This window comes from Mycobacterium sp. TH-M11 (assembly GCF_057473725.1).
In genome coordinates this window covers 1-4,613 of sequence record NZ_JBYCLD010000362.1, presented here as the reverse complement: position 1 = coordinate 4,613, position 4,613 = coordinate 1, and the positions used below count along the sequence as shown (strand labels likewise).

6 protein-coding genes and 1 pseudogene are annotated in these 4,613 nt (G+C 66.9%); 6 read left to right on the top strand and 1 reads right to left on the bottom strand.

Annotated features, from left to right (window positions below; translation table 11 throughout):
* The 5 genes from AC2VOG_RS14600 to AC2VOG_RS14580 all read left to right on the top strand — a co-directional run.
* On the top strand, positions 1 to 746 hold a 746-nt coding region (locus AC2VOG_RS14600), incomplete at its 5' end, for a uracil-DNA glycosylase (protein WP_486940603.1).
* A 53-nt stretch (positions 747 to 799) separates the two neighbouring features.
* On the top strand, positions 800 to 1,045 hold the full coding sequence (locus AC2VOG_RS14595) for an AbrB/MazE/SpoVT family DNA-binding domain-containing protein (RefSeq protein ID WP_486940602.1): 246 nt from the start codon (positions 800 to 802) through the stop codon (positions 1,043 to 1,045).
* A complete protein-coding gene (locus AC2VOG_RS14590) occupies positions 1,029 to 1,451 on the top strand; it encodes a PIN domain-containing protein (RefSeq protein WP_486940601.1) in 423 nt (140 codons plus the stop codon). The genes AC2VOG_RS14595 and AC2VOG_RS14590 overlap by 17 nt, the downstream gene beginning before the upstream one ends.
* A 249-nt stretch (positions 1,452 to 1,700) precedes the next feature.
* On the top strand, positions 1,701 to 2,816 hold the full coding sequence (locus AC2VOG_RS14585) for a DUF2786 domain-containing protein (protein WP_486940600.1): 1,116 nt from the start codon (positions 1,701 to 1,703) through the stop codon (positions 2,814 to 2,816).
* A gap of 38 nt (positions 2,817 to 2,854) precedes the next feature.
* Complete coding sequence (locus AC2VOG_RS14580) at positions 2,855 to 3,892, top strand: LLM class flavin-dependent oxidoreductase (RefSeq protein ID WP_486940599.1); 1,038 nt, start codon at positions 2,855 to 2,857, stop codon at positions 3,890 to 3,892.
* Positions 3,893 to 3,983: 91 nt separating this feature from the next.
* Here AC2VOG_RS14580 and AC2VOG_RS14575 read toward each other — a convergent pair whose 3' ends face one another.
* On the bottom strand, positions 3,984 to 4,412 hold the full coding sequence (locus AC2VOG_RS14575) for an HIT family protein (protein WP_486940604.1): 429 nt from the start codon (positions 4,410 to 4,412) through the stop codon (positions 3,984 to 3,986).
* 52 nt (positions 4,413 to 4,464) lie between these two features.
* On the opposite strand from AC2VOG_RS14575, the pseudogene AC2VOG_RS14570 reads away from it, so the two are divergent.
* Positions 4,465 to 4,613 (top strand): annotated as a pseudogene (locus AC2VOG_RS14570) (amidase); the annotation flags it as partial.

Sequence of the window (4,613 nt, the reverse complement as noted above, 5' to 3'; positions counted from 1 at the left end):
GCACCGCGGTGGCATCCGACGCTGCCCAGGTCCACGCGATGGCCGCGGCCGCCACCTCGCTCGAGCAACTCGACGCCGAGATAACGGTGTGCCGGGCCTGCCCGCGGCTGGTGGGGTGGCGCGAAGAGTCGGCGCTGACCAAGCGGCGCTCGTTCGCCGACCAACCGTACTGGGGCCGACCGGTTCCGGGCTGGGGCGACTCGAAGCCCCGCATCATCGTCGTCGGCCTGGCCCCGGCGGCCAACGGCGCCAACCGGACCGGCCGGGTCTTCACCGGCGACCGCTCCGGGGACTTCTTGTACGCCGCGCTGCACCGGGCAGGTTTGGCGAGTTCGCCGATCGCTGTCGACGCCGCAGACGGCTTGCAGCTCAACGCTATTCGGGTGGCAGCCGCGGTGCGATGCGCTCCGCCGGCCAACGCGCCAACGCCGGCCGAGCGGTCGACCTGCGCGCCGTGGCTGACCGCCGAGTGGCGGCTGGTCGGTGGTGACACCCGGGTGATCGTGGCGCTGGGCGCATTCGGGTGGCGCTCCGCGCTGGACATGGTTCGCGCGACCGGCGGCCAGGTGCCCCGGCCGCAGCCGAAGTTCGGCCACGCGGCCACCGCGACGATGCAAGCCGGTCACGGCGAGGTGACGCTGCTGGGCTGCTATCACCCCAGCCAACAGAACACGTTCACCGGAAAGCTGACCCCGGCGATGCTCGACGACATCTTCGCCCAGGCGAAGAAGCTCGCAAATGGGTGACGTCTGATGGCTACGTATTACCAATTTGCCATTTGGATGGCACAATGATGGTTATGTACGTAACGATCGACCGGGTGGGACGCGTCGTTATCCCCAAAGCGATGCGCACGGCATTGGGAATTACGCCAGAGACCGAACTAGAACTGATTCCCGACGGAGCCGGCTTGAGGCTCGAACCCGTTCAGCGGCGTCAGCGCGCAGTCGAAACGCGTGACGGTATGCCGATCCTCGAAGCCATCGAGGGTGCCGTGCTGACAGACGACGATGTGCGCCGACTTCGCGATGACATCCAACGGTGAGCTGTGGGCCTGCGACACGAGCGTTGCGGTGGCCGCTCTTGATCCGACCCACCAGGCGCATTCGGCCTGCCGACAAGCACTGTTGAATCTCCGCCCGGCGCTGGCCGGACACGCGGTGTTCGAGACATACTCGGTTCTCACCCGCCTACCGGTCTCGCTGCGGCTGAGCGCGAGCCAAGCGGCAGGCGTGTTGGCGGAAGCGTTCCCAGAAGCATGTTGGCTCGATGCAGCCTCGACCGACGAGCTTCGTGAGCGCCTGGCCGCCCTGGATATCGTCGGCGGATCGACCTATGACGCTCTCGTCGGCCAGGCGGCTCTGAGCAATGGCAGCCGCTTGTTGACTCGTGATCGTCGGGCCGAGCGCACCTACCGCGTCCTTGGAGTCGATTACCGGATTGTGCAGTAACGCCCCGATGCCCGCGGCGCGCCTGCTCAACAGTGTCGGACCCGTTGGGCAGACTCCGGGGGCATGGGCAGACGTAATCGAGAGAGGCGAACAGCCAAGCAAAAGAGTCGGCGCCGTGCCGCGGCCGGACGTGAACGCGGAAGATTCGACCCCGGACCCGACCGGGCGATCCTCCTTGACCTCCTCGTTTTCGCGTTGAGCAACGCAGCATCGTGTCCGGACAACCACGCTTCGCATCACGCAGCCGAATTGTTTGACGAGTACCGAGAATTCGCGAACGATCTCGCCGTTGCTGCGGACATAGCCGTCAACGAGGCCATCGCCGCGGCGTGGGCGCACGGCTGGACTCCGTCGGATCTGCACCAGCTGGCGCGGCGTCGGCTCGAACCCGCCGGGCTCCAATACCTGGACGAGGCCATGGTTCTAGAGTCTCGGCGCTACGCCGCAGTGACACTCCACCCGACATGGCGTGCCGGGCTCGCGGACATCTCCACCAACATCGATTCGGCAACCCTGGCCCCGCAGATGTGGCGCTGGGCGGAGGCACACAGCGTCGAACGAGTAGCCGCCATGACCGTCGTCGTCAAAGTGCTGAACTTTCTCGGGAGAGTTCCTGTGCTGACAGCGGTGCTGCCGTTGCCTGGCGCTTACCGTCACGCCCCAGCGGTGGTACGTGACGTCGATGACAAGGTCTACGCCCGGGTACGAGCGTTGCTGGCGAAGGCCGAGGCCACCGAATTCGTCGAAGAGGCGGAGGCGCTGTCGGCGAAGGCTCAGGAACTGATGAGTAGGCACTCGCTTCAAGAGGCCGTAGCCGACTACGGCCGCGGGCATGCGCCAATCGCGGTTGCTCGGCGGATATGGATTGACAACCCGTACGCCGCGCCCAAGGCGGTGCTGGTGCAGGTGGTGAGCCAAGCGAACAGGTGCCGCGCAGTCTGGACTGAAGGACTCGGATTCGTTACTGTCGTCGGATCCGAAACCGATCTCCGGTTGGTCGAGTTGCTCATGACTTCCCTTCTAGTCCAAGCTAATCGAGCCATGATCGGACTTGGACGACAGAGCCGGCCCGGTGAGCAGACTCGCACCCGGGCATTTCGCCAGTCATTTCTTATCGCTTACGCCCGTCGCATCGGCGAACGACTCGAAAGTGCGAGCGCGTCAGTGACCGCAGAGGTCAAGCGTGATGAGCGACTACTTCCCGTGCTGGCTGCCACCAGTCGGGTCGCAGATGAATTGACCGAGCAGATGTTTCCCTCGACTGTGGCTCGTTCGGTATCGGCGTCCAGCGGCGCCGGTTGGGGTGCTGGGCGTGCTGCGGCGGATCTGGCTGTCCTGGATGTGCGGGACTCGATCGCCGGTTAGCAGGGAACGTTGGGCAGACGGGAGGCGTTGACTTGCCCATGCGGCTTTCAGTCCTCGATCTCGTCCCGGTCCGCACCGACCAGACCACCGCGGATGCGCTGGCAGCCACGGTGAGCCTGGCCCAGACCGCCGACCGGCTGGGGTTCACCCGCTACTGGGTCGCCGAACACCACAACATGCCTTCGGTCGGTGCGACGAGTCCGCCGGTGCTGATCGCGTATCTCGCGGCGCAGACCGTCCGGATACGGCTGGGCTCCGGCGGCGTGATGCTGCCCAACCATGCGCCGCTGGCGGTCGCCGAGCAGTTCGCCCTGTTGGAAGCCGCGGCGCCGGGCCGTATCGACCTCGGCATCGGTCGGGCGCCCGGCTCAGATCCGGTGACGTCGTACATGCTGCGCGGACCGGCCGGGCGCGACGATCGCGACATCGACCAGTTTCCGAACTACCTCGACCAGGTGCGCGCGATGATGAGCACCACGGGTGTGTCGGTGCAACTGCGCGACGGCGACTACATCCTCAAGGCCACCCCCGCCGCGGCCGGCGAGCCGCGGCTGTGGCTGCTCGGGTCGTCGATGTACTCCGCGCGACTGGCCGCCGCCAAGGGCCTGCCCTACGTGTTCGCCCACCACTTCTCCGGCCAGGGCACCGAGGAGGCGCTGGCGGTCTACCGATCACAGTTCGTGCCCAGCGAGCTGGCCGCCGAGCCGGTGACCTTCTTGACCGTCAACGCCGCGGTGGCCGAGACCCGCGACGAGGCAACGGCTTTGATGATGCCGAACCTGCACATGATGGCCCGGCTGCGGACCGGTCAACCCTTGGGGCCGGTGGAGCTGGTGGAGGACATTCGCGGCGCCACGCTGACGCCACAGGAGCAGCACATCGTCGACAGCGGGCTTAAGCGAGCCGTGGTCGGATCGCCCGCGGAGGCCGCCGAGCAAGTGCGCGTGTTGGCACAGCAGTTCGGCGTCGACGAGGTGATGGTGCATCCCGTCGCGTCGGCGCACCGCGGCGCCGACCCCGCGACTGCCCCCGCGCGCGAGACGACGCTGGAACTGCTCGCCAAGGAGCTGTTCTAACGGACTTCTCGCGCCGAGCGTGCACTCGGTGCGAAACAACGCCGGAAATCTCGCACTGGTTACACGTTCGGCGCGAAGGCTTAAGCGGGCGTCAGCCGGCGGCGTCGATCTCGGCCAGCGCCGCCCGCAAGACCCGGCCGGTCGACTCGCGGTCGGGATCCCGGCGTAGTAGCAACCCCTTGGCGACCGACAGCTTGTCGCCGGTACGCCGCGGTAGTACATGCAGGTGGATGTGAAACACCGTCTGAAACGCCGCCCGGCCGTCGTTGATCGCAATATTGGTGGCATCAGCCAACTCGGTCGCGCGGGCCGCTCTGGCGATGCGCTGTCCGATCACGGCCATGCCGGCCAGGGTTTCGGGCGGGGTGTCGGTGAGATCCACCGAGTGCTGCTTGGGCACTACCAGGGTGTGGCCGCGGGTGAACGGCCGGATGTCGAGGAAGGCCAGATAGTCGTCGTCTTCATAGATCCGGATGGCGGGAGCCTGGTCGGCGACGATCGCACAGAACACACACGACATGTCGCCACCGTAGCGGTCCGCCGGCCCGGCCACGTGAGTAGCCTTGTTCGACGTGGACGTCGCTGACCTGGCCTTCGCGGGAGCGGCCGAGCAGGCGCGGATGCTGGCTGCGGCCACCGTCACCGCCCCGGCCTTGCTGGAGATCTACCTGGAGCGCATCGCGCGGCTGGACCCGCGGCTGCGCAGCTACCGGGTGGTGCT